This is a genomic window from Herbaspirillum sp. FG34, assembly GCF_057809315.1.
Window position 1 is genome coordinate 125,765 of the sequence record NZ_JBMDJS010000003.1, and the last position, 22,657, is coordinate 148,421.

Annotated in this window: 23 protein-coding genes and 1 tRNA gene; 10 read left to right on the forward strand and 14 right to left on the reverse strand. The window is 63.1% G+C overall.

The window, feature by feature from the left end; all coding sequences use genetic code 11:
* Positions 1 to 810 precede the first annotated feature (810 nt).
* Genes galE through rfbD form a run of 5 tightly spaced genes read left to right on the forward strand, consistent with a single transcriptional unit; the run spans position 811 to position 5,269 of the window.
* Entirely contained in the window at positions 811 to 1,821 is a 1,011-nt protein-coding gene (galE, locus tag ACODSZ_RS04765) for a UDP-glucose 4-epimerase GalE (protein ID WP_008332990.1), read from the forward strand.
* A gap of 16 nt (positions 1,822 to 1,837) precedes the next feature.
* On the forward strand, positions 1,838 to 2,914 hold the full coding sequence (rfbB, locus tag ACODSZ_RS04770; protein ID WP_488927140.1) for a dTDP-glucose 4,6-dehydratase: 1,077 nt from the start codon (positions 1,838 to 1,840) through the stop codon (positions 2,912 to 2,914).
* On the forward strand, positions 2,914 to 3,816 hold the full coding sequence (gene rfbA, locus ACODSZ_RS04775; protein WP_488927141.1) for a glucose-1-phosphate thymidylyltransferase RfbA: 903 nt from the start codon (positions 2,914 to 2,916) through the stop codon (positions 3,814 to 3,816). Before rfbB ends, rfbA begins: the two co-directional genes overlap by 1 nt.
* Positions 3,817 to 3,818: 2 nt before the next feature.
* Entirely contained in the window at positions 3,819 to 4,364 is a 546-nt protein-coding gene (gene rfbC / locus ACODSZ_RS04780) for a dTDP-4-dehydrorhamnose 3,5-epimerase (RefSeq protein ID WP_299537374.1), read from the forward strand.
* Between the two features lie 5 nt (positions 4,365 to 4,369).
* The gene (rfbD, locus tag ACODSZ_RS04785; protein ID WP_488927260.1) at positions 4,370 to 5,269 is read left to right on the forward strand and encodes a dTDP-4-dehydrorhamnose reductase; all 900 of its coding nucleotides are present in this window, start codon (positions 4,370 to 4,372) and stop codon (positions 5,267 to 5,269) included.
* Positions 5,270 to 5,493: 224 nt separating this feature from the next.
* Here the strand turns inward: rfbD and ACODSZ_RS04790 are convergent.
* A tRNA-Arg gene (locus ACODSZ_RS04790) sits at positions 5,494 to 5,569 on the reverse strand.
* Positions 5,570 to 5,810: 241 nt separating this feature from the next.
* On the opposite strand from ACODSZ_RS04790, the gene ACODSZ_RS04795 reads away from it, so the two are divergent.
* Entirely contained in the window at positions 5,811 to 6,371 is a 561-nt protein-coding gene (locus ACODSZ_RS04795; RefSeq protein WP_175343962.1) for a c-type cytochrome, read from the forward strand.
* Between the two features lie 173 nt (positions 6,372 to 6,544).
* On the opposite strand, the gene ACODSZ_RS04800 is transcribed toward ACODSZ_RS04795, so the two are convergent.
* The 5 genes from ACODSZ_RS04800 to ACODSZ_RS04820 form a co-directional block, all read right to left on the reverse strand.
* Positions 6,545 to 7,243, reverse strand: coding sequence for a YiaD family glycine zipper/OmpA-like lipoprotein (locus ACODSZ_RS04800; protein ID WP_008332996.1), 699 nt, complete (start codon positions 7,241 to 7,243; stop codon positions 6,545 to 6,547).
* A gap of 184 nt (positions 7,244 to 7,427) precedes the next feature.
* Positions 7,428 to 7,865, reverse strand: coding sequence for a hypothetical protein (locus ACODSZ_RS04805; RefSeq protein WP_175343961.1), 438 nt, complete (start codon positions 7,863 to 7,865; stop codon positions 7,428 to 7,430).
* Between the two features lie 55 nt (positions 7,866 to 7,920).
* Positions 7,921 to 8,322 (reverse strand): phage holin family protein, encoded by a 402-nt coding sequence (locus ACODSZ_RS04810; protein ID WP_008332998.1) that lies wholly within the window; start codon positions 8,320 to 8,322, stop codon positions 7,921 to 7,923.
* An 11-nt stretch (positions 8,323 to 8,333) separates the two neighbouring features.
* Positions 8,334 to 8,642, reverse strand: a complete 309-nt coding sequence (locus ACODSZ_RS04815; RefSeq protein WP_008333001.1) for an ElaB/YgaM/YqjD family protein — start codon at positions 8,640 to 8,642, stop codon at positions 8,334 to 8,336.
* A 228-nt stretch (positions 8,643 to 8,870) separates the two neighbouring features.
* Positions 8,871 to 10,028: a gamma-glutamyl-gamma-aminobutyrate hydrolase family protein gene (locus ACODSZ_RS04820; protein WP_488927142.1), complete on the reverse strand. Its 1,158-nt coding sequence runs from the start codon at positions 10,026 to 10,028 to the stop codon at positions 8,871 to 8,873.
* A gap of 255 nt (positions 10,029 to 10,283) precedes the next feature.
* On the opposite strand from ACODSZ_RS04820, the gene kefF reads away from it, so the two are divergent.
* Both kefF and kefC read left to right on the forward strand, forming a co-directional pair.
* On the forward strand, positions 10,284 to 10,847 hold the full coding sequence (kefF, locus tag ACODSZ_RS04825; protein WP_241821306.1) for a glutathione-regulated potassium-efflux system oxidoreductase KefF: 564 nt from the start codon (positions 10,284 to 10,286) through the stop codon (positions 10,845 to 10,847).
* 70 nt (positions 10,848 to 10,917) lie between these two features.
* A complete protein-coding gene (gene kefC, locus ACODSZ_RS04830; protein WP_175343959.1) occupies positions 10,918 to 12,756 on the forward strand; it encodes a glutathione-regulated potassium-efflux system protein KefC in 1,839 nt (612 codons plus the stop codon).
* Between the two features lie 161 nt (positions 12,757 to 12,917).
* Here the strand turns inward: kefC and ACODSZ_RS04835 are convergent, their stop codons facing one another.
* From ACODSZ_RS04835 to ACODSZ_RS04855, 5 genes are all read right to left on the reverse strand, one after another.
* Entirely contained in the window at positions 12,918 to 14,402 is a 1,485-nt protein-coding gene (locus ACODSZ_RS04835) for a DegQ family serine endoprotease (RefSeq protein WP_008333008.1), read from the reverse strand.
* A 172-nt stretch (positions 14,403 to 14,574) separates the two neighbouring features.
* A complete protein-coding gene (locus tag ACODSZ_RS04840) occupies positions 14,575 to 15,909 on the reverse strand; it encodes an ATP-binding protein (RefSeq protein ID WP_175343957.1) in 1,335 nt (444 codons plus the stop codon).
* A complete protein-coding gene (locus ACODSZ_RS04845) occupies positions 15,906 to 16,562 on the reverse strand; it encodes a response regulator (protein ID WP_008333012.1) in 657 nt (218 codons plus the stop codon). The genes ACODSZ_RS04840 and ACODSZ_RS04845 overlap by 4 nt, the downstream gene beginning before the upstream one ends.
* Positions 16,563 to 16,583: 21 nt before the next feature.
* Complete coding sequence (locus ACODSZ_RS04850; protein ID WP_008333015.1) at positions 16,584 to 16,778, reverse strand: DUF2905 domain-containing protein; 195 nt, start codon at positions 16,776 to 16,778, stop codon at positions 16,584 to 16,586.
* Between the two features lie 10 nt (positions 16,779 to 16,788).
* Complete coding sequence (locus ACODSZ_RS04855) at positions 16,789 to 17,949, reverse strand: class I SAM-dependent methyltransferase (protein ID WP_488927261.1); 1,161 nt, start codon at positions 17,947 to 17,949, stop codon at positions 16,789 to 16,791.
* 28 nt (positions 17,950 to 17,977) lie between these two features.
* Between ACODSZ_RS04855 and ACODSZ_RS04860 the strand changes: the two genes are divergently transcribed.
* Positions 17,978 to 18,745 (forward strand): SDR family oxidoreductase, encoded by a 768-nt coding sequence (locus ACODSZ_RS04860; RefSeq protein WP_488927143.1) that lies wholly within the window; start codon positions 17,978 to 17,980, stop codon positions 18,743 to 18,745.
* A gap of 18 nt (positions 18,746 to 18,763) precedes the next feature.
* Positions 18,764 to 19,153, forward strand: coding sequence for a dihydroneopterin aldolase (locus ACODSZ_RS04865; protein WP_008333021.1), 390 nt, complete (start codon positions 18,764 to 18,766; stop codon positions 19,151 to 19,153).
* Between the two features lie 216 nt (positions 19,154 to 19,369).
* Here ACODSZ_RS04865 and ACODSZ_RS04870 read toward each other — a convergent pair whose 3' ends face one another.
* The 3 genes from ACODSZ_RS04870 to ACODSZ_RS04880 form a co-directional block, all read right to left on the reverse strand.
* A complete protein-coding gene (locus tag ACODSZ_RS04870) occupies positions 19,370 to 20,002 on the reverse strand; it encodes a YitT family protein (protein WP_488927144.1) in 633 nt (210 codons plus the stop codon).
* Positions 19,995 to 21,185, reverse strand: a complete 1,191-nt coding sequence (locus ACODSZ_RS04875) for an amino acid aminotransferase (RefSeq protein ID WP_488927145.1) — start codon at positions 21,183 to 21,185, stop codon at positions 19,995 to 19,997. The genes ACODSZ_RS04870 and ACODSZ_RS04875 overlap by 8 nt, the downstream gene beginning before the upstream one ends.
* A 120-nt stretch (positions 21,186 to 21,305) precedes the next feature.
* Positions 21,306 to 22,622 carry an MFS transporter gene (locus ACODSZ_RS04880; protein ID WP_488927146.1) on the reverse strand — a complete coding sequence of 439 codons (1,317 nt, stop codon included), beginning with the start codon at positions 22,620 to 22,622 and terminating at the stop codon, positions 21,306 to 21,308.
* Positions 22,623 to 22,657: the final 35 nt, after the last annotated feature.

Here is a 22,657-nt window from a genome sequence, read left to right on the forward strand (position 1 = left end):
TCGTGCATGCGCCGCACTCTTTACGAGCAGACGGCAGCTTAAAAGCCCGGCGATTATAAAGGTTCGTTTTCCGGTAAGTCAAACCTTTTACAGCCAGATCAAGGGCTTATCTGGGGCACTTCGCGGTGAGTTGTGGCAAATAAGCAGCCACTTCGATTTTTTGCAGTGCAGCATGAGAGCCTTCGTTCCGTTTCCGGTCAACTACCCCTTCCGGATCCCGAGGGATCATTCCTTCTTGTTAATTTATTCAGATCTGTGCGCGAGGCAGTGAATTTGCTGGCAGGCCAACGGCCTGGCCGGGAAAATTGCCCCGGTTTTTGAAACAGCGCCCAATTTAATCAAAAATGTCCTGCCACGCCAGAGAAATATCCCGCAAATTCAATGATTTACGGAAATTCTCAGGCCGCTCGCAAACGTTGACGGACAATGCTGACATTTTGTCAGGAAATCAGAAGTGATCAGACGACCTGGCTCGCTTTTGGTGTCTCATGTTGCAGCACAGCGCAAGCCGTGCCAAAAGTGAGCCGACTCACCAGACCGGTGCAGTGGTCGGACCGCCGATGCCGTAGAAATACGGCATCGGGTCGGTGTCAGGACTACCCCTCCCGGGCGGCGTCCGCTCACCGATATGCGATGGCCGCCGAAACAGCAGCAAATGAAGAAAATGGACGGTCCATCGACGCTTGGTCAGCGGCTTCCGCCCCCTCCCTGTGCACTGCGCCAAACGACGCGTCCGGACCGAAGAAAGCGTAAGGATCATGCAGAGTCTGAGATAATCACGAGGTTGCCAACTTATCAAGCGAAGCTCATATGAACATTCTCGTCACCGGCGGTGCCGGCTACATTGGTTCGCACACCTGCGTGGAATTGCTCAAGGCCGGCCATGAAGTCATCGTCTTCGACAATTTCTGCAACAGCAGCCCGGAGTCGGCGGCGCGGGTCCAGCAGATTGCCGGGCGCACGCTCTCGCTGGTAAAGGGTGACATCCGCAATCGCGAGCAGCTGGAAAGCGTGCTGCGCGAATTCAAGTGCGAGGCCGTCATCCATTTCGCCGGGCTCAAGGCCGTGGGCGAATCGGTTGAGCAGCCGCTGATGTACTACGACAACAACGTGGTCGGCACCGTGCGCCTGCTGGAGGCCATGGAGGCCACGGGCGTGAAGACCATCGTCTTTTCTTCTTCGGCCACGGTCTATGGCGATCCGCAGTACCTGCCGCTGACCGAGGCGCATCCGCTGTCGGCCAGCAATCCCTATGGCCGCAGCAAGATCGTCATCGAGGACATGCTGCGCGACTACCATCGTGCCCATCCCGACTGGAAAATTGCCTTGCTGCGCTACTTCAATCCGGTGGGGGCGCACGAGAGCGGGCTCATCGGTGAAGATCCGGGCGGCATCCCCAACAACCTGATGCCCTTCGTGGCCCAGGTCGCGGTGGGTCGCCGCGAGAGGCTCAACATCTGGGGCGGCGATTATGCGACCCCCGATGGTACGGGCGTACGTGACTTCATCCACGTCGTCGACCTGGCCGTCGGCCATCTGGCGGCCCTGCAGGCGCTGACCGAACCGCAATGCTTTGCGGTCAACCTGGGCACCGGCAACGGCTACAGCGTGCTGGACGTGGTCAAGGCCTACGAGAAAGCCTCGGGCAAGCCGATTCCCTACATCATTGCTGCACGCCGCCCGGGCGACATCGCCTCCTGCTATGCCGATCCGGCCGAAGCGCGCCGCAAGCTCGGCTGGGAAGCCAGGCTGGGGCTGGACGCCATGTGTGCCGATTCGTGGCGCTGGCAGCAGATGAATCCCAACGGTTTCAGGTCCTGATCCGCCCGTCTGCATCATGATCTTCGTCACTGGCGGCGCCGGCTTCATCGGCAGCAATTTCATCCTTGACTGGCTTGCAGATCCGCACGCCGAGCCAGTGCTCAACATCGACAAGCTGACCTACGCCGGCAATCCCTACAACCTCAGCTCCGTGGCCGGTGATGCTCGCTATGCCTTCGTACAGGCCGACATCTGCGACGAACAGGCGATCGCCACCCTGCTATCGCGTTACCGGCCAAGGGCCATCCTGCACTTTGCGGCGGAGAGTCATGTCGACCGCTCCATCCATCGTTCCGACGAATTCATACTGACCAACGTCAACGGCACCTTCAATCTGCTCAACAAGTCACTGCGTTACTGGCAGTCGCTACCGGAGCGGGAGCGCGCCGATTTCCGCTTCCTGCACGTCTCCACCGACGAGGTCTATGGCAGCCTCGCCCCCGACGATCCGCCCTTCTCCGAAACCTCGCCGTACAGCCCCAACAGCCCCTACTCGGCTTCCAAGGCGGCTGCGGATCATCTGGTGCGTGCCAGTCACCACACCTACGGTCTGCCCACGCTGACCACCCACTGTTCCAACAACTATGGCCCGTATCACTTTCCGGAGAAGCTGATCCCGCTGGTCATCTCCCATGCCCTCTCCGGCAAGCCGCTGCCCCTCTATGGCGATGGCCAGCAGATCCGTGACTGGCTGTACGTCAGCGACCACTGCACCGCCCTGCGTGCGGTACTGGCGCGTGGCCGGATTGGACAAACCTACAACATCGGCGGCTGGAATGAACAGACCAACCTGCATGTGGTGCAGACGCTGTGTGACACGCTGGACGAACTGCACCCCCGCGCCTGGGGCAGCTATCGTGAGCTGATCACCTTCGTCAAGGACCGTCCCGGTCACGACCGGCGCTATGCGATCGATGCCCGCAAGCTGGAGCACGAACTGGGCTGGAGGCCCACCGAGAGCTTCCAGAGCGGCATCGGCAAGACGGTCCGGTGGTATCTGGCCCATGGCGACTGGGTCGCCCAGGTACGTTCGGGGGCCTACCTGAACTGGCTGCGACAACAATATGGCGATCATCCGCCGGGAGCACTGTGATGGGCGCTACTTTGCAAGCGCCTGCGCGCAAGGGACTCATCATGGCCGGTGGCTCCGGCACCCGGTTGTATCCTGCCACCGCCGTGGTCTCCAAGCAGCTCATGCCGATCTACGACAAGCCGATGGTGTATTACCCGCTATCGAGCCTGATGCTGGCCGGAATCCGCGACATCCTGCTCATTTCCACCCCGCAGGACACGCCGCGCTTTGCCGAATTGCTGGGCGACGGCCAGCAGTGGGGGCTCCATATCAGCTACGCGGTGCAGCCCTCCCCGGGCGGCCTGGCCCAAGCTTTCCTGATCGGTCGCGACTTCATCGGCAACGCGCCATCGGCACTGATCCTGGGCGACAACATTTTCTATGGCCGTGATCTGGATTGGCCCATGCGCTCGGCCAATGAGCGTGTGGAGGGGGCCACCATCTTCGCCTATCACGTGCAAGATCCGGAACGCTATGGCGTGGTCGAATTCGATCATCGCCGCCGCGTGATCGGCATCGAAGAAAAACCGCAGAAGCCCGCTTCCAATTATGCGGTGACCGGCCTGTATTTCTACGACAATCAGGTCATCGACATCGCTTCGGAGATCAAGCCTTCGGCGCGGGGCGAGCTGGAGATCACCGACGTCAACCGCGCCTACCTGATGCGTAACCAGCTCAAGGTGGAACTGATGGGACGCGGGATCGCCTGGCTCGACACCGGCACCCACGAGTCGCTGCTCGATGCCGGACAGTTCATCGCCACCCTGGAGAAGCGCCAGGGACTGAAGGTCGCTTGTCCGGAGGAGATCGCCTATCGACGTGGCTACATCGACGCCGCGCAACTGGAACAACTGGCCATGCCGCTGAAGAAGAACGCCTACGGGCGGTATCTGCTGCAACTGCTTTCGGACCCGGACATCTGAACATGCAGATTTTTCCTACCTCACTGGATGGCGTACTGCAGATCACACCGCAGGTGTTCGGTGATGAACGCGGCTATTTCTACGAGAGCTTCAACGCCCGCACATTTGCCGAGCTCACGGGGCTGCATCCGGACTTCGTTCAGGACAACCATTCACGTTCCACGCGCCATGTGCTGCGTGGCCTGCATTACCAGATCCGGCGGCCACAGGGCAAGCTGGTGCGGGTCACGGTGGGCGAGATACTCGACGTGATGCTGGACATCCGTCGCAGTTCGCCGACCTTTGGCAAGTGGCAAAGCATGCGTCTGTCAGCGCAGAACAAGCATCAGTTGTGGATCCCTCCCGGCTTTGCACACGGCTTTGCGGTGTTGAGCGAGTGGGCCGAGGTGCAGTACAAGACGACGGACTACTGGATGCCGGAGCATGAACGCTGTATCGCGTGGAATGATCCCGCCCTCGGCATCGATTGGGAGCTGGACGGCCCGCCCAGCCTGTCTGCCAAGGATCAGCAAGGAAAGCCGCTGGCCCAAGCCGAGGTGTATCCGTGAAGATCATGCTCACCGGCGCGACCGGCCAGGTCGGCCATGCCCTGGCCGAAACGCTGGGAGGCCACACGCTGGTGATGCCTGGTCGTGATGCCCTGGACTTGTCCAGGCCGGACCGGATCGCTTCCTGCGTGGAGCGCATCGCACCCGATCTGATCATCAATCCGGCCGCCTATACGGCAGTCGACAAGGCCGAAGCCGAACCGGAACTGGCCAGGCTCATCAACACCGAAGCGGTCCGCGCACTGGCGCAGGCGGCTGCCCTTCACGGCATCGGGCTGGTACATTTTTCCACCGATTACGTCTTCGATGGCACCAAGGAAGAGGCCTATCTCGAATCCGACCCGACCTGCCCGATCAACGTCTATGGACGCACCAAACGGGACGGGGAATCCGCCATCATCGACAGCGGCTGCGCCTTCTGGATCCTGCGCACCAGTTGGGTGTATGGCCGGCATGGGGGCAATTTCATGAAGACCATCCTGCGGCTGGCGCAAGAACGTGACGCGCTCTGCGTCGTCAATGACCAGTTTGGGGCACCCACCTTCGACGAAGTGATCGCGCAGACGCTCAGGCAGATGCTGGAAGCGGGCAAAGGCCGGATCACGGAGCACATGCGGGCCAGCACCGGGATCTATCACCTCACCTGCGGCGGCCAGACCAGCTGGCATGCCTATGCTTGCAAGCTGATCGACGCCATGCCCTCCCTGGGCCTGGTATCGCGCATGAGCAGCCGGGACGTGCAGGGCATTGCCAGCGCGGCCTACCCGACGGCGGCCCGACGCCCGGCCAATTCGCGGCTGCATACCGACAAACTGCGACACACCTTCCATCTGGATCTGCCCCACTGGGCCGAGGCGCTGGATCAGTGCCTTGCCCTGATGGCGTCTTTGCCGTCATCTCATTGACCGCGCAGCATGGCTGCGGGTTGATATCGCGCAAAGCATCGGTCCGGCAACGCCTGCATACTGTTTCCCAGCAGAATACGTTGCTGTTTTTACAAGTTTGTATCTATCCTGATGCCGGGTTGGAGCGTGGAAACCTGCTCCTGTCGCGGTGAGCCGGAAGGGTGACGCGGGCGGACGCCGATGTTGCGGCGGGGAGTTCAGAAGCTGAACCGCAAGGAAGAAGGTGGCGCGGCTGGCGGGGATCGAACCCACGACCCTTGGCTTCGGAGGCCAATACTCTATCCACTGAGCTACAGCCGCGCTGATGGGGAGAACCCCGGAAAGGCCTGAAGGATACCGTCTTTCCAGCGGGACGTCCATGGCGCTGGCGGTTTTTCCGTGTCAAACGGAAAGCATTGTGACTATAATCAAGAGTTCGGCGAGAGAGCGCAATGAAAGCCCTGCCTGATCCCAGTTCCACGCAATGCCAGGCGATAAGGCGATACAAAGGGAACCGACGTTTTCCGCCCCAATTTCGAGGAAACATTACGGAGGGACGCCCATGAGCTCAGCTCAGCATGAACACGAGTCGGCAATCAAGACTCCCAAGCAATTGATCGCAGCCGTCGTCGCAGGTTTCATGGTGCCCATCGTGTGCATCGTGCTGCTCGTGCAGTACGTGACCAACGGCCAGAAAACCGGGGCCGGCTCCGACGGCCAGACGCCCGAGATGATCGCGGCACGCATCAAACCCGTCTCCGACGAAGGCTTCACCTTCCGTGATGCCAACGGTCCCAAGCAACTGCTCTCCGGTGAAGAAGTCTACAAGACCACCTGCGCCGCCTGCCACAGCGCCGGCGTGGCCGGTGCCCCCAAGGTCGGTGACGCCGCCTCCTGGCAGGCCCGCATCGCACAAGGCTATGACACCCTGGTCTCGCACGCCATCAACGGCCTGCGCGCCATGCCCGCCAAGGGCGGCAACCCGGACCTGGACGATGTCGAAATCCAGCGTACCGTGGTCTACATGGCCAACCAGTCCGGCGCCAAGTTCAAGGAACCCGAAGTGAAGGCCCCGGCAGCCGCCGAAGGCGCTGCACCAGCCACCGAAGCACCGGCCAAGTAGTCGCCGCAACGCCGGCGTCCCGGCGGTCGGCCTGAACAAAAAATCCCCGAACCAGGCGTCGGGGATTTTTTCATTTCCATTCACCTGCATGCGGGGCTGAAAAACGGCCCCGCACATCAGCCGCTTCGGCTGCGCCCGCTCACCGGACGTTCCGAAGCATCCTTCATATCGCCTCAATACCGCTGTGGTGGCGGGGGCGGTGGATAGTTGCCCGGTGCGGCGGCCTGCTGCTCGGCCACGAAGATTTCCACACGGCGGTTCTTGGCGCGGTTGGCATCGCTGGTGTTGGGCACCAGCGGCTCATGCGAGCCACGCCCCATGATGCTGAAGCGGCTGGCGGCCACGCCACGCGCGGTCAGGTAATCGCGGGTACGCGCTGCGCGCTGCTGCGACAGCGGGTCGTTGATGGCATCGTTGCCGGTGTTGTCGGTGTGCCCCACGATGGTCACGGTGGTGGCCGGGTTCTCCACCAGGGTGGCGGCGAAACGGTCCAGCACCGGACGCATCTCCGGCTTGATGTCGGCACGGCCGGTATCGAAAGAGATATCGCTGGGGATTTCCAGCTTCAGGCGGTTGTCGGCGGTCTGCGTGACTTGTACGCCAGTACCCTGGGTCGCCTGCTCCATGGCACGCTTCTGGTTTTCCATGCGGTTGGACCAGATGTTGCCGGCCACCGCACCAATGGCACCACCAATGGCCGCACCGCCCAGTGCACGTCCGCCACCGCCGCCGCCGGTGGCCGCACCGATGATGCCGCCCAGGCCCGCGCCAATACCTGCACCGGTGGCCGTACCGCGCTGGGTCGGGCTCATGTCGGCACAGCCGGAGAGCGCCAGTACGCCGGCGATCGCTGCAATTGAAATTTTCTTCATGTCATGTCCTTTCTTGCCTTCTCAGTCTTGTTGTCCAGGCCATGGGCCGGTGTCCTTCAGAGCGCATCGGGGCCGATATGTTCCTGCCGCGCTTGGCAACGCGCCACGCATAAACGACAAAGGCATCCGGAACTCCGGATGCCTTCGGGGAAACCTCACGGCCCGGCAGCCCGTAGTGCAGCCATCATTCCTGCTCGGGCGGCCCTTGCAGTGCGGCCGCGTCGGCCTCCTCGCGGGCGCTGCCACGCTGGCTGAAGTAGTAGGTCAACCCGCCCGCCGCGGCGATCACGGCACCCATCATCAGCGGCTTGCGCAACCAGCGGCGCGACAACAGCGATGCGCCCGTCATCAGCAATGGGGTCACCGTCTGCAGGTTCAGGTTGCCCAGCCCGCCGCCAAGCGATTTCAGCGACTTGATCGACTGTACCGTTCTGCCGCCACCAAACAGCGAGGCGGCGAAATGGCCCACTCGGCTCAAGGCGCCCTTAGCGAGCGACTCGGCGCTCAGATTCTCGCGCACCACTTCGCGCGCCTCCATCACGCCCAGCCGGTACAACGCGCCCTGCGCCAGCACCTTGCGCTTGCGTTCCTCATGGGTCATGCCCTGGTCCTGATCGCTCATGCAGTCCTCATTGAACTAGGAAAATTGCCACAGACATCACGTGCAGGCCGTCTCATCACAACAGCGCATCGCGATCCTTGCGCAGCTCGGACATGGTCTGTGGCAACGACAGCTTGCCCTGCATCAGCACCGACCTGGCGTAGTACACCAGACCCACGGTCGCCACGCTGAAGACCACACCCAGCAGTGCCAGGATCTTCCAGCCCCAGGTGTCCCAGGCCAGCATGACCACCAGCACCGACCAGAAGGCGATGGCGAACCACAGCGCCACCGCCGCCAACACGAAGATGACGGCGAAGCGGACCAGGTTGGCACCGATCTCCGACATCTCCAGCGAAGCCAGTTCGATGCGGCTGATGATGAGGCCCAGCAGGTTCTTGGCCAGACCCAGCAAACCCGCCGTCAGACCTGGGTTGGCGGCGTGGGCGGTCGGGCCTTCCTTGTGGGGAGTCGCCATCGGCGCGGCGCTTACTTGCTGCGACCGATGACCAGGCCCACCAGCAGGCCCAGGCCTGCCGAAATGGCCACGGCACGCCACGGATTCTCATGGACGTAGTCGTCGGTCTTGGCAGCGACTTCCTTGCCCTTCTCGATGGCGGCGGTCTGGGCGGTCTGGGCGGCTTCGGCAGCGGCCTCCAGCAGGGTCAGGCCGCGTGCGCGCAGCTCGTCAGCCTTTTCGCCGGTGGCGGCGGCGGCTTCGGCGAACAATGCCTGGGCGTCCTTGACCAGTGTCTTCATGTCATTGCGGACGGTCTTCAATGCGGGGGATTGAGGCATGTAAATTCTCCTTTTTTGCCGGTGATGAAAAAGACAAGCAAGTCGCCGCTCCCTGAACGCTGCACCTCGACAGATGCTGCATTGCGACGACCTTTTGATTCTACAGAGTCCGCAACGAAGCGGATAGCGCATTGCAGCCATGCTGCAAAGGCGATGCAGCTGGCTTGCGCCAGCGCAAAGAGGGTTCGATGACGCCGGCGGGCTTAGGTTCCGGCCAATCCGGCAGGATCAGAAACGGGTTTCGCGTGCTGCCCGCAGGAAACTGTCCAGAATCGGCGTGCAGTCCAGCAATTCGGGACCGCCGGCCCGGTGGAATTCCGGGTGCCACTGCAGGCCCATGACGAAAGGCGCCTTGCGATAGCGGATCGCCTCCACGATCTGGTCCGGCCCCGACACGGCCTCCACCGACAGATCCCGTCCCAGGTTGTGTACCGCCTGGTGGTGGATGGAGTTGACGACCGCATTCTCGGTCTTGACCATGCCCGCCAGGGACGAACCCTGCGGGAAATGCAGGGCGTGGTAATTGCTGTCGTACTGCTCGTTGACGTGCGGGATGGCGGTGGGCACGTCAGTGGCAATGTCCTGGTAGAGCGTGCCGCCGAAAGCCACGTTGATCAGCTGGCAGCCACGGCAGATACCCAGTACCGGCTTGCCGGCCTCGATGAATTCATGCAGCAGTTCCAGCTCGTACATGTCGCGCACGCGGTCGCCGCTCCATTCGGGGCGGGTCGCGGCCTGCGCATAACTCTGCGGCGAAACGTCGGCACCGCCCTGCAATACCAGGCCATCCAGATGCTTGGCATAGTCACGCAGGCGGATGTTGCTGGGGTGGACCAGGCCATTGGTATTGACGGTCGGGATCATGAACACCAGCACGTCACGCGACATCACCCATTGCGCGATCGATTCTTCCAGGTACTGCAGGGTCTTGCTGCGCAAGCCCTTGGCGCCGCTCTCAGGATGGAAGATGCGTGCCGACACGCCGATCTTGAGGGTACGCTGCATGACGCGGCGCCCGGCCTTGTCCGACAGCTGGCGCAGGCGCGCCGTCAGGAAGCGCCAGGTCTGCGCCCAGGGCGCATCGCCCGCATGATGGGGCGGCGGCGGCAAGGAGGTGTAGACGCTCTGCTGCGCCTGACCTGTCGCCTGGGCCTCGGTCGCCTCGGCAACGGTTTGCGCGCCCGGTCCCGGCTGGGCCGGCGTGGTCGGGGTCCCGGCCGTTGCCGCTGCGGCTACCACCGTGGTAGCCGGTGCGACGGAAGGCTGTGCAGGCGTCTGGGAGGCGGCCGGCGCCCCGGAGGCATCGGCGGAGACTGGCTTGGCCGGCGCCGCACCCGGGGTGCGGTCTGGCGGCAGGTTGGCTTCGGAATCTTGGATGTCGGACATGGCTGCAATAAGTGATCAGGATGAATGAACTGCGGCCAGTGGCATCGTCGGCAAGCTAGCCGGCGATGGCGCGACGGGCCCGGGGAGTGGCTGAGTATAAGCGCATTGCCCGGCTTTGGACACCTGCCCGCCAGACAGTGGGCGAGCAGTTTCATACAAGCCGGCCCATGTGCTTTCATGGCACACTCCCTTTGCTCATCATGGCAGACAACACAAAGGCCACGCATGTTCCGGCCATTTGCGCCGCAGCCGCAAGTGTCCGCCCTGCCCGCCACCTACCTAGCCCGCACCGCCACCATGTCCAAGGTCCTGATTCTGTATGCCCATCCCGCCGCCGAGCTCTCACGCACCAACCGCCTGATGCTCCAGGCCGCCGCGCGCCTGCCCGGCGTGACCGTGCATGACCTCTACGAGCACTACCCCGACTTCCACATCGATGTGCCATACGAGCAGCAGTTGCTCAGTCAGGCCGAACTGATCGTCATGCAGCATCCCATCCACTGGTACAGCATGCCGCCCCTGCAGAAGCAATGGCTGGACAGCGTACTGGCGCGCGGCTGGGCCTTCGGTCACGACGGCCATGCGCTGGAGGGCAAGCGATTCTGGCTGGTGGCCTCCACCGGCGGTGAGACGGCGTCCTACCAGAGCAGCGGCCGCCACGGCCATCACTTCGCCGACTTCCTGCCGCCCTACCAGCAGACCGCGCGCCTGTGCGGCATGCAGTGGGTGGAGCCGCTGATCCTGCATGGCGCCCATCACGTCCCGCCGGTAGCGTTCCAGCACCATGTGGATCGCTACCTGGAGGGCCTGCAGGCATGAGCCACGCCGCTGCTTTCTCACCAATCCTCGCGCATGCCCGCGCGACTGCTTCAACTGACCGGACCTCACCATGGATGAACAACTGCTGATCGCCCTCGTCTACCTGCTGGCGGCGGTGGCGGCCGTGCCCATCGCCAAGCGCCTGGGACTGGGCGCGGTACTGGGCTACCTGCTGGCCGGCATCGTCATCGGCCCGTGGGGACTGGGGCTCATTACCGAGGTCAAGCATATCCTCGAATTTTCTGAATTCGGCGTGGTACTGCTGCTGTTCCTGATCGGTCTCGAACTGGACCCCAAACGTTTGTGGGCCTTGCGCCGTTCCATCTTCGGCTGGGGCAGCGTGCAGGTAGCCGCCGTATCGCTGGCCCTGTTCGCCGCTGCGCTGGCGGCGGGGGTACCGTGGCGCATCGGGCTCATCGGCGCGCTCGGCATGTCGCTCTCGTCGACCGCCATCGCCCTGGCCACGCTGGGCGAGCGCAAGCTCACCGCCACGCCGGCAGGCGCGGCCGGGTTTTCCATCCTGCTGTTCCAGGACATCGCCGCCATCCCCATGATGGCCGCCGTCCCCCTGCTGGGCGTGGCCGCCAGCCAGGGCAGCGGACAGGGCTGGCTGCACGCGGGCCAGGTAGCACTGGTGATCGCGCTGCTGATCTTCGGCGGGCGCGTGCTGATCCGCCCCATCCTGCGCATCATCGCCAAGACCGACATGCGCGAGATCTTCACCGCCTTCGCCCTGCTGCTGGTCATCTCCACCTGCCTGCTGATGCAGTCGGTGGGCATGTCGATGGCCCTGGGCACTTTCCTGGCCGGCGTGCTGCTGGCCGATTCCGAATACCGCCATGCACTGGAAAGCGACCTGGAACCCTTCAAGGGCTTGCTGCTGGGTCTGTTCTTCATAGCCGTGGGCATGTCGGTGGACTTTGGCGTCTTCCTCGCCCAGCCCTGGCGCATCCTCGGCATGGTGGCGGGCTTCCTGACCATCAAGACGGGGGTGATGTGGTTCCTCGGACGCTGCTTCGGCATCCCGCGAGGACAGCAATTATTCTTTGCCTTCCTGCTGTCGCAGGGCGGGGAATTCGCCTTCATCGTCTTTGGCGCCGCCGTCACCGCCAAGGTACTGACCCCGGAGGTCTCCTCCATGCTGGTGGTCGTGGTGGCACTGTCGATGCTGGTCACGCCGTTGCTGTTGCTGGTGCATGACCGCCTGCTGGTGCGCTGGCTGGAAGGCGGCAAGCGCCGCCCGGAAGACCGGATCGGCCCGCAGGACAATGCCGTCATCATCGCCGGCTTCGGACGCTTTGGCCAGATCGTGGGACGTCTGCTGGCAGCCAACGACATCGGTGCCACGGTGCTGGATCATGATCCGGACCAGATCGATTTCCTGCGCAAGTTCGGCTTCAAGGTGTTCTATGGCGACGCCACCCGCATCGACCTGTTGCGCACCGCCGGTGCCGACAAGGCCAAGGTCCTGGTGATCGCCATCGACGATGCGCAGGCCGCACTGGACATGGTGGAAAAAGTGCGCGAGGAATTCCCGCACCTGCAGATCGCGGCCCGTGCCCGCAACGTCACGCACTACTATGACCTGATGGACCGGGGCGTTACGGTACTGGAACGCGAGACTTTCGAAAGCGCCCTGCACATGGGGCGACAGGTGTTGCAGCAACTGGACTTCGGCGCCTATCGTGCGCGCGAGGCCGCCATGAAATTCCGCTCTCACAATCTGAAAACCCTGGCAGCGCTCTACCCGCACTACAAGGACCAGGCACAGATGGTATCGATGGCCGTGCAGGCCCGCGAAGAATTGCAGGCCATGTTCGCCGGTGACCGCGAGGCCATGGAGCGCGACCATGCGCATGACCAGTGGCGCGAGAAACCAGCAGCAACCCCGCCATCGTCGGAAGAATAAAAAAAGGCCGGACACGCTTGCGCACATCCGGCCAAATCCCTCACTGCTTACTGCTTACCACTTACTACTCACTACTCACTACTCACTGCTTACTGCTCACCGGTACTACTCACTGCTAAACCTCAAGACTTCAACGACGTCGATCGCATGAACCGTCCGGATCAATTCAGCGTCAGCGGGACGAATATCTTCTCGTCACCACGTTCCACCAGCAGGGCCACGTTCTTGCCTGCCTCGCTGGCCAGCTTGCGCAGTTGCGCCACACTGGAGACCGGGCTGCCGTTGAGCGCCAGGATCACGTCACCGCTCTCGATGCCGGCGATGGCCGCAGGACCACTGGCATCTTCCACCAGCAAGCCCTTCTGTCCGCCCAACTGGGCCTGCTCATCCTTGGTCAGCGGGCGTACCGACAGACCCAGGCGTCCCTGATCATCGGACTTGCCGGGCTTGGCCTCGTTCTTGGCCTGCTTCATTTCGCCCACGGTCACGTTCAAGGTCATCACCTTGCCGCCACGCATGACCTGCATCGGCTTGTTGCTGCCCGGTGCGGTATCGGCCACCAGAGTGGGGAGGTCCACCGAATGATTGATGGCATGACCATCGAAACTGAGAATCACGTCACCCGCCTGCAGACCCGCCTTGTCAGCCGGGCTGCCCTTTTCCACCGAACTGATGAGTGCACCTTCGGCCTTCTTCATGCCGAAGGATTCGGACAAGGCCTGGTTCAGATCCTGCACCGAGACCCCCAGCCGTCCACGGGTCACCTTGCCGTGCGTGACCAGTTGCTGCTCGACCTTCATCGCCACGTCGATGGGGATGGAGAAGGACAGCCCCTGGAAGCCGCCGGTCTGGCTGTAGATCTGCGAGTTGATACCGATCACCTGCCCGTTCAGATCAAACAGCGGCCCCCCGGAGTTGCCGGGATTGACGGCCACATCGGTCTGGATGAAAGGCACGTAGTTGTCGTCCGGCAGGCTGCGCGACTTGGCGCTGATGATGCCGGCCGTGGCGGTGTTGTCGAAACCGTAGGGTGAGCCGATGGCCAGGACCGGCTGACCGACCTTGACCCGGGAAGGATCGCCGATCTGCACCGTCGGCAGGTTCTTGGCATCGATGCGGATGACGGCGATGTCGCTCTGCTTGTCAATGCCCAGCACCTTGGCCTTGAACTCGCGGCGGTCGGTCAGCTTGACCACCACTTCCTGGGCACCATCGACCACGTGGGCATTGGTCAGGATCAGGCCATCGGGCGAGATGATGAAACCGGAACCGAGCCCGTGCATGATGCGCGGCTGCTGCGGCATCTGCAGCTGCGGGCCGAAGCGCTTGAAGAATTCGGAGAAGGGATCGTTGGGATCGAGGCCGTTGTCCTCATCATCGGACACCTTGCGGGCCTTGCCGGTGACACTGATGTTGACCACGGCCGGGCCATAGCGCTGGACGATGCCCGAGAAATCGGTCGGCGCCGCGACCACCGGTCCGGCCGGGGCAGCGGACGCGGTGCTGGAGGCCACCACCGGGGCGTTGAGCGCGGCCGCGTGCGCCGACGGCAGGTCGACGCCGCGAAAATAGACGTAGCTGCCGCCGACCACTGCGGCAATCATGACGGCCAAAGTGTTACGAACAAAAACGATACGACGGCTCATCTTCTTCTCCTTGATCGAACGGGATATCGATGGCTGAACCCTGGCAGCGCCGCTTGCAGCGCCTGTTGGCCTCAACCGTTGGAGTGAAGATTAAGCAGTGAAAATTAAGAGAAACTTAAGGCTGAAAAAAGCAGCATTCATCTGCGCTTAATGCTCGCAGGCTGCCATCCCCTCAGGACTTCAGCAGCGTGAACACCACCCGGGCCTGCAGGCCATGCCCGGTATTGCGCAAGTCCACCGGCAAGCGGTGCAGATCGGCAATCTGGCGCACGATGGCCAGCCCCAGCCCGCTACCGAAAGCACCCCGCGCGCTGGTCTGCTCCTGGCTACGCCTTGCCCGATAGAAGCGGTCGAACACGCGCGGCAGTTCGCTCTCTGCGATCCCCGGCCCGCTGTCCTGGATCACCACCGTGCACTGGTCGGCCGCGCCAAACTCGAAGCCGACATCGACCACACCTCCCGTCGGGGTGTAGCGCAAGGCATTGTCCACCAGATTGTTGAAGAGAATGCGCAGGGCGTCGGCGTTGCCCTGTACCCGCAGCGCACGACCATCATCACCCTGTTCCGACAGACCCAGATCGATGCCACCATGCTCGGCTACCGTGGACAGGTCCCCCACCACGCTGCCCAGTAGTGCGCGCAGGTCGACCTCGGCAAAACCCATGGCATCCGGCTCCTGGCGCGCCAGCGTGAGCAGCTGGTGCACCAGATGAGTGGCGCGCTCCAATCCGTTCTTCAGGTCGTCGAAGGCTGCGCGTCGCTCCTGTTCATCGGTGGCGCGCTCGGCCAGTTGGGCCTGCAGACGCAGGGCCGTCAGCGGCGTGCGCAATTCATGGGCGGCGTCGGCGACGAAGGCGCGCTGCGTTTCGGTGGCGTGCTTGAGGCGCGTGAGCAGATCATTCAAGGCATGCGTGAGCGGCTGTATCTCCTGGGGCATGCCCACGTCCGACAAGGGTTGCAGCGAATTCATGTCGCGCGCCGCCACCTCGGCGGCGGCCTTGCGCACCGGCGCCAGCCCCCGGCTCACCGCCACCCACGACAGCACACCGATCAGCGGGAACAACAACAGCAAGGGCACCACCGTCTTGATCGCCATCTGCGCCGCGATCTCGTCGCGCGCACTCTGCGGCTGGGCCACCTGCACCACGGTACTGCCGATCTGGGCGCTGTAGACACGCCACATGCCATTGGGTCCGCGCACATTGGCAAAGCCCAGTTCGGCCTGGCGCGGCATGGCACCGCGCGCATGGGAGTGATAGATGACTGCGCCGCGACTGTCCCAGATCTGCATCATGATCTCGTCTTCCAGCTCGGGAAATTGCTGGCCGGGAGAGATGGGAGAAAATGCCTGGCGCGGCAGCGAGGCCGCGATCTGACGCATCTGATAATCGAAGATCTGATTGGCTTCGCCGCGCGCCTGGAAGTACAGCGCCACCCCGGCCATCACGATGATGGAAAACAGTCCCAAGCCCAGCCACAGCAACAGCTTGTTGCGGATCGATTTCATGCCGGCACCAGGTAGCCCACGCCGCGCACGTTCTTGATGAAGTCGCTGCCGACCTTCTTGCGCAGCGCATGAATGTGGACTTCGACGGCATTGCTCTCGATGCTGTCATCCCAGCCGTAGAGTTTTTCTTCCAGCTGGGCGCGCGAGAGCACCACACCGGGCCGGTCCATGAAGGCATGCAGGAGGGTGAATTCGCGCGCCGACAGGTTGACCGGCTTGCCGCTCACGGTCACTTCATGGGTGGCCGGATTCAAGACCACCTCGCGCACCTGCACCAGGCTTTCGGCGCGTCCGGCCTGGCGGCGCGAGAGGGCGCGCATGCGGGCCGAGAGTTCTTCCAGGTCGAAGGGCTTGATGAGGTAATCGTCGGCACCGGCATCGAGTCCGGCAACGCGGTCGGCCACCGCATCGCGGGCCGTGGTGATGAGGACGGGAATGACGCTGCCCCGTTCGCGCAGGGTGCGCAGCACGGCCAGGCCATCCTTTTGCGGCAGGCCCAGATCCAGCAGCAACATGGCGTAGTCCTCGGCGCGCAGGGCGACGTCGGCCGACTTGCCATCCTGCACCCAGTCGATGGTGAAGCCATCCTGGCGCAAACCCTTGCGCACGGCCTCACCCACCATGGGATCGTCTTCCACCAGCAATACGCGCATGTCTACAACTCCTGATCGGACTCAGAGAATCTTCGCCAGCAGGAACACCACCATGGAAATGAGGATGGTCGAGGCGAAGGGCAGCGAAAAGATGCGGCCGAACAAACGGAAACGCAAGTCCCCCGGCAAGCGCCCGATACCCAGCTTTTCCAGCCAGGGCAGCAAGGTCGAGAACACGATGACCGAAAGAAAGATGACGACGATCCAGCGAATCATGCGTGGCTCCTCACAGGCGATGAGTGCGGTCATGGCGCAACATGCGCGTGGGCCACTCAACGTTCTTGCCGACGGCCAGCACCTTGAAGAGCTCGCCCATCTCGGCCGGGGAAATCAGTTTCTGCATGCCGTTGGCCAGCGGCAGATAACGCAGGCTGTCCTCGGGCGAAGTACGCAGCAGCAGCTCACCGATACCGGCATTGAGCAGAAAGGCGCCCTGGCTGGTGTAGGCCAGCACTTCAGCACCCTCTTCCACGGCGGCCACCGCCATGGCCGTGAAATCCACGTGCGCGGTGATGTCCTGCAAGCCCGGCCAGTAGAAGGGATCGGTGTGGGCGTGATGGCGATAGTGGCACATCAGCGTGCCCTGGTCGCGATCATGCAGATAATATTCTGCGGCGGGGAATCCGTAATCCGGAAGGATCGCCAGCGCGCCGGGACCGCTGGCCAGCATGCGGCCCAGCGTGCGCATGAAGCCGATGGCCACTGGCGACAGTTCGGTGAGATAGCCGGTCGGCAATGCGTCGGCATCAGGAATCTGCGCCACCGGCAGATCGCTCGCGGCGCGGTCCGCAAACTGCAGGCGGCCCGTGGCATCGACCGTGACACCACGTTCCTGCCAGCCATCTTCGGCCTTGATGGCCAGGCGCACCGGCATGGCATCAAGCACTTCATTGCCGACCACCACGCCCGAGAATGTTTCCGGCAGGGCATCGAGCCACTCGACCAGCGGTGCGAAGGCGGCCAGGGCTTCCTGCTGGCGGGCGCGCAACTGGGCCGAGATTTCCACGATGAAATATTTCTCCGGCAGGGCGCCGCGCGTCTGCAATTCGGTGAGGATGTCGCGCGCCAGCTTGCCGGTGCCGGCACCGAATTCCAGCAGCACATTGGCCACCTGCGGACTGGATGCGATCACTTCGGCAGCCAGATGGGCCAGGGTCGCGCCGTACAAGGGCGAGATTTCCGGGGCGGTTGTAAAATCCCCTTCCTTGCCCAGTTTGGAAGAACCCCCGCTGTAATAGCCGACCTGCGGCGCATACAGGGCCAGTTCCATGTAACGTTCGAAGGAGATCCAGCCGCCGGCTGCGGCGATCTCGTCCGCAATCAGGTGCTGGAGGGTCTGCGAGGCGGACTGTGCGTCAGCGCCGGGTTCGGGTAGTTGCAGTTGCATGGGCCGTATTGTATTGGAAACCAGGAACATGACTTCATCCTCTTCTGCAGGCGTTGCGCTGGTCACCGGCGCAGCACGCCGTATCGGCCGTCACATCGCCCTGGCCCTGGCGCGCGCTGGCTGGGACGTGGCGGTCCACTACCACCGCTCGCGCGAGGAAGCCGACACGCTGGTGCGCGAGATCGAAGCCCTGGGCCGGCGCGCCCTGGCCGTGCAGGGCGAGCTGGGCGACGAAGCCCAGGTGCGCACCCTGCTGCCCCAGGCTGCACCGCTGGGCCGCGTCACCTGCGTGGTCAACAACGCCTCGCTGTTCGATTACGATGACGCCGCCAGCTTCGGCAACGAACGCCTGCTGCGTCACATGAGCGCCAACGTCGGCGCTCCCGTGCTCTTGGCACAGGCCTTGTTCGAGGCCACGCCGCAAGGCCAGCAAGCCGTGGTCATCAACCTGCTGGACCAGAAACTGTACAATCCCAATCCTGACTTCCTGTCCTACACCCTCTCCAAGGCCGCCCTGCACAGCGCAACCACGCTGCTGGCACAGGCACTGGCGCCCAAGGTGCGGGTGGTCGGCGTGGCGCCCGGGCTGACCATGGTTTCGGGCGACCAGACCGAGGAGCAGTTCGACAAGGCGCACACGGTCACCCCACTGGGCCGTGGCAGCACGCCCGAGGACATTGCCGCTGCGGTCTGCTACGTCGCTTCGGCGCGGGCCGTCACGGGCACCACCCTGCTGGTCGATGGCGGCCAGCATTTGCTTCCCCTTTCGCGCGACGTCATGTTCGTGGCGAAATAACCTTAATTTTTTCTGATCATGCTCTTTCTCTCCCATCCTTCCCTGCAAGATTGCCGCCGCCTGTTCCTGCGCAACTACGAGGTGTTCATCAACATCGGCGTGCACGAGTTCGAAAAGAAGGGTGAGCAGCGCATCCTGATCAATGTGGACCTCTACGTCCCGCTGGCCGAGACCACCCCGACCGCCGACCACCTGGACGAAGTGGTGGACTACGACTTCATCCGCTCCACCATCGCCGAGCGCATGGCGCGCGGCCACATCCATCTGCAGGAAACCCTGTGCGACGACGTCATGACCGCCATGCTGGCCCACCCCAAGGTGCGCGCGGTGCGGGTGTCGACCGAGAAGCCGGATGTGTATCCGGATTGTGATTCGGTGGGGGTGGAGACTTTCCGGATCAAGGCTTGAATCAAGGTCGCATCCAGATGGCCGTTCGGACTGAGTAGCGAAGCGTATCGAAGGCGCCCCTGTCAGATGAGTGCATGCGCCTTCGATACGATCCTTCGGATCTACTCAGTCCGAACGGAAAGCAGTAGCGCAGCAGAGCCCCGACCATCAAAAAAAATGCCGCCCAGTCTGCACTGAACGGCATTCATTCCGGCAAGGCGATCCCGCCTTCCCCTCTTACATTCCCATGTACCTGCCCGCCCGGTGATTCAGGGCAATCACCAGATTGGCCGTCACCGCCCCGAGGATGGACGCCAGCAGCACGCGCGGCGTCACCACGAACAGCGAACACAGAACGATCAGCACATCCACGCCCATCTGCAGCTTGCCCGCGCGCAGGCCGTAGCGGTCCTGCAGGAACAGCGTCACCACATTGATGCCACCCAGGCTGGCACCATGGCGGAACAACATCACGAAACCCACCCCCATCAGCAGTCCACCCAGCACCGCACTGTAAAACAGGTCCAGCTTGGCATAGCCGATGAAATGCGGGTGCATCAGCGAAAAGCCCGACACCAACGCCACCGCACAGAAGGTCTTGCCGGTGAAGCGCAAGCCCATGCGGCGAAACGCGAAATAGTAGAACGGGATGTTGATGGTGAAGAACACCACGCCAAAGGGCAGCCCCGTCAAGTAATGCGTCAGGAAGGCCAGGCCGGCAGTGCTGCCGGTCAACAGGCCTACCTGGCTGTACATGTTCACCGCCAGCGAGACAAAGAGCGTACCGGCCACCAGGGCCAGCACGTCTTCATAGCTCTTGTGGCGCAGGTCGGCCGCAGAAACGGCGGCCTTGCTTGCCACTTCAGCCACGCAGCACCTCGGCCATGGTCTCGGCCACGCGTGCAACGTTGCTGTCGTTCAAGCCCGCCACGCAGATGCGGCCGGTGCCCACGGCATAGACGCCGAACTCGTCACGCAGGCGATCGACCTGGGCCGAGGTCAGGCCGGTGTAGCCGAACATGCCGTTCTGGCGCAGCAGGAAGGAGAAGTCCTGGTCCGGCACCGCGCTCTTCAATTGCGAGGCCAGCTTGACGCGCATGTCACGCACACGCACCCGCATCTCCTCGACTTCGGCGCGCCATTGCGTGGCCAGCTTCTCGTCATTGAGGACGTGGGCCACCAGCAGCGCACCATTGCGTGCAGGGCTGGAGTAGTTGCGGCGCACGGTCAGCTTGAGCTGGCCCAGCACGTTGGCGGCCTGACCCGCTTGCGGGCAGAACACCGACAAGGCGCCGATGCGCTCGCTGTAGAGCGAGAAGATCTTGGAGAAGGAGTTGGAGAGGAAGAAGGGAATCTGGCGACGCACCGCTTCACGCACCGGCCAGATGTCCTCGTCCAGGCTCTCGGCAAAGCCCTGATAGGCCAGGTCGAAGAAGGGCAGCAGGCCGCGCTGCTCGACCACGGCGATGATCTGCTCCCACTGCGCACGGGTCGGGTCGACGCCGGTCGGGTTGTGGCAGCAGGGGTGCAGCAGTACCACAGCGCCCTTGGGCAGGCTTTGCAGCTTGTCCAGCATGCCGTTGAAATTGAGGCCCTTGGTCTGGGCATCGTAGTAGGGATAACGCTCGGTCTTGAAGCCCGCACCTTCGAAGATGCCGACGTGGTTGTCCCAGGTCGGGTCCGGCAGCCAGATGGTGGGCTGCGGGAAGAAGCGCGCGATCAGGTCGGCACCGACCTTCAATGCGCCCGACCCGCCCAGCGTCTGGACGATGGCCAGGTGCTCGGAGGACGGCAGATCAGCACCGAAGAGCAGTTTGGCCACGGCCTGACGATAGGCGGCATGGCCTTCCATGGGCAGATAGACGTAGGGTGCGCCGGTCTCGGCCACCGCAGCCGAAGCGGTGCGCACGGAGGGCAGCACCGGCACCACGCCACGACCATCGGTGTAGATGCCGATGCTCAGGTTGACCTTGTTGCTGCGCTCGTCGCGCTGGAATTGTTCCATCAGGCTCAGGATGGGATCGCCGGCATACGGCGGGAGATGCGAAAACATGAGGACCTCGTCAATGTGGGAAAACGCCGGTGCCGGCAGCGTTGAACTTGTCCGGCAAGACCGCCATGGTAGCGCGGCACGGGAAAAAATTCCCGTGCCGTGTGCCACCTGTGCGTTTTTTCACAGGTATTTTTTCAGGCGGAAGTGATAAATGCTCACGCACACCAGGCTGATGGCCGCGCAAATCATCAGGTAATAGCTGGGCGAGACCGGGTTGCCGGTCCTGCCCACCAGCCAGGTCACCATGAAGGGGGTGAAGCCGCCGAAAATGGTGGCCCCCAGGCTATAGCTGATCCCCATGCCGCGCACCCGCGTGGCCGGCGGGAAGATCGAGGACAGCACCACGCCCAGCGAGCCGAAATACACCGCCTTGAGGATGCCGGCCCAGATCATGATGGCCATCATCACCCACACCGTCGGCACGGCGATCACCCAGACGAACGATGCGTAGATGGTGGCCAGCGTCAGTACCGTGGACACCACCATGATGCGGGTCCGGCCCACGCGGTCAGCCAGCATGCCCATGAAGGGTGCGCCGATCATCAGGATGGCACCGGTCACGGCGGCAGCGGCAAAGGCAGTCGATTGCGGCAGATACAGTTGCTTGATGGCAAAGGTCGGCATGTACAGCAGCATCAGGTAGGTGGCGGCGGTAGAGACCGAGAGAATGCCCATGGCCACCAGCACCCGCGTGAGTTGCAGGTCCCAGCTGGCATCGTCCTCGCCAGCCACTTGCACCTTCTTCGCCATCGGCACTTCATCGATATGACGGCGGATGTACAAACCCACCGGCGCGATCAGCAGGCCGAAGGCGAACGGCAGGCGCCAGCCCCAGGCGGCGATCTGCTCGGGCGTGAGCCACTGATTCAACAAGAACCCGGCCAGTGCCGCCATCAGCGCGGCGGCGCCCTGGCTGGAGAATTGCCAGCTGGCCATGAAGGCGCGGCGCTTGGAGCCGGTCTCGGTGAGCAGAGCAGTGGCCGAGCCGAACTCGCCGCCGGCCGACAGCGCCAGCAGGATGCGCGCCACCAGGATACCGATGGGCGCAGCCACGCCGATACTTTGGTAGGTCGGGATGACGGTGCAGATGAGGGTACCGACCACCGTCATCGAGAGAGACACCAGCAGCGCCGGCTTGCGGCCGACCTTGTCGCCATACCAGCCCAGCAGGATCGCACCCAGCGGACGGAACAGGTAGGACAGGCCGAAGGTGGCAAAGGTCACCAGCAGCGAGACCGTATCGTCCCCGGTGGGAAAGAAGAGTTTGGAGATGGTCACCGCAAAGAAGCCGTAGGCCACGAAATCGAACCACTCCAGCGCATTGCCGATGGAGGAGGCGACGATCAGTCGCCGCGTGCGCGCGGCCGACATCGGCGCGGGGGACGCTTCTGCTGCTGGAGAAATTTCCGGTGTTGCCGAGGGTGACGCTGCGTTCATGGTCGTGTTCCCGTTGGAAGATGGACTGCGCTGGC